This window comes from Mesorhizobium sp. P5_C1, assembly GCF_054049815.1.
In genome coordinates this window covers 1-1,609 of sequence record NZ_JBFULQ010000868.1, presented here as the reverse complement: position 1 = coordinate 1,609, position 1,609 = coordinate 1, and the positions used below count along the sequence as shown (strand labels likewise).

Here is a 1,609-nt window from a genome sequence, read left to right as displayed (position 1 = left end):
GGCAGCGGCAAGACGACCTTGCTCAATGCACTGTCGAGCCACATTCCGTCCAGAGAGCGCCTGATCACCATCGAGGATGCGGCGGAACTGCAATTGCAGCAGCCGCATGTCGGCCGGCTGGAGACCCGTCCACCCAGTGTCGAAGGGAAAGGCGAGGTTCGCCAGCGCGAACTGGTCAAGAACGCGCTGCGCATGCGGCCTGACCGCATCATCGTCGGCGAGGTGCGCGGCGAGGAAGCCTTCGACATGCTGCAGGCGATGAACACCGGCCATGAAGGCTCGATGACCACCATCCACGCCAACACACCGCGCGACGCGATCTCGCGACTGGAACAGATGATCGGCATGGCCGGGATGCCGATGACGCACGAGTCCATCCGGGCGCAAATTGCTTCGGCCATTGACATTATCGTGCAGACACAGAGACTGTCGGACGGCGGCAGGCGCGTGACATCGATCTCGGAAATCACCGGAATGGAGGGCAATGTCGTGCAACTGCAGGAAATCTATCATTTCGTCCGGCGCGATGTCGCCACCGACGGTACGATCATCGGCGAATTTCGTGCCACCGGTGTCAGGCCCCGATTTGCGGCGGAAGCGGCAACGCTAGGGCATCATTTCGGCAAGGACGCCTTCAATCCGCAGGTCGCGCTCTGATGCCGTCCGGCCAGGCGTTGCTCTATTTTATTTACGTCCTTGCGGCGGCGTCGGTAATCCTCGCCGGCGAGGCCCTGTATCTTTCCTTTTCCGGTCGCCGTGCGGCGGTCGGCGCCATCAATCGTCGGTTGAGGCGATTGTCTGACGACGTTCCGGCAGAACGGACTTTGCAAAACCTGCTGCACGAGCGGGGGCTGACGGAATCGGGGGACTTTCTTTTTGGGCTGGTCGGACTGAATAGGCTCTATACCCAATCCGGCATCACCGGAAACCCGCTGACATTCGCCGGTATATTTATCTGCGCCGGGTTGGCATYGGCGCTGCTGCTGTCGTTCCTCTTCCACTTGTCGGCAATAGTGGCACTCGCTGTATTCATGATTGTCGGGTTTGCGTTGCCCCTGTTCATGCTTCGCCGCGCGCGCAAAAAGCGAATCCTGAAATTCGCGAAGCAACTCCCGAATGCTCTCGACATGATCGTGCGCTCGCTGCGCGCCGGACATCCAGCCTCAGTGGCCATTGGCCTTGTGGCGCGTGAGATGCCTGATCCTCTGGGGACGGAATTCGGCATCGTCTCCGACGAGATCACCTTTGGTCTAAGCATTGAACAGGCAGTGCGAAAACTGTCTCAGCGGGTCGGATTCGAGGGCCTTCACCTGCTTTCGGTATCGCTCTCCATTCAGTCCAAGACCGGCGGCAATCTTACCGAAATCCTGGCTAATCTGTCCTCGGTTCTGCGTGAGCGGCAGAAGTTGCGAATGAAGATCAGAGCGCTTTCGTCCGAGGGGCGGGTCTCAGCCTGGATCATCTCGCTGTTTCCAATAGTGATGTTCTTCATACTTCAGCTCACTGCCCCCACATACTACGGCAAGGTATGGCACGACCCGATAATTATGCCCGTGTTTGTGGGCTTTGGCGTATGGGCTCTGTTGGGCGACTACATCATGTATAGAAT

General features: G+C 58.7%; 2 protein-coding genes. Both read left to right on the top strand.

All coding sequences use genetic code 11. The features are described from left to right. Positions 1-657: CpaF family protein (locus ACXJ7R_RS32100; RefSeq protein ID WP_457155310.1), on the top strand; the 657-nt coding region annotated here is incomplete at its 5' end. Beyond that, positions 657-1,609, top strand: a 953-nt coding sequence (locus tag ACXJ7R_RS32095) for a type II secretion system F family protein (protein ID WP_457155309.1), incomplete at its 3' end; no start/stop codon positions are given. The genes ACXJ7R_RS32100 and ACXJ7R_RS32095, both read left to right, overlap by 1 nt.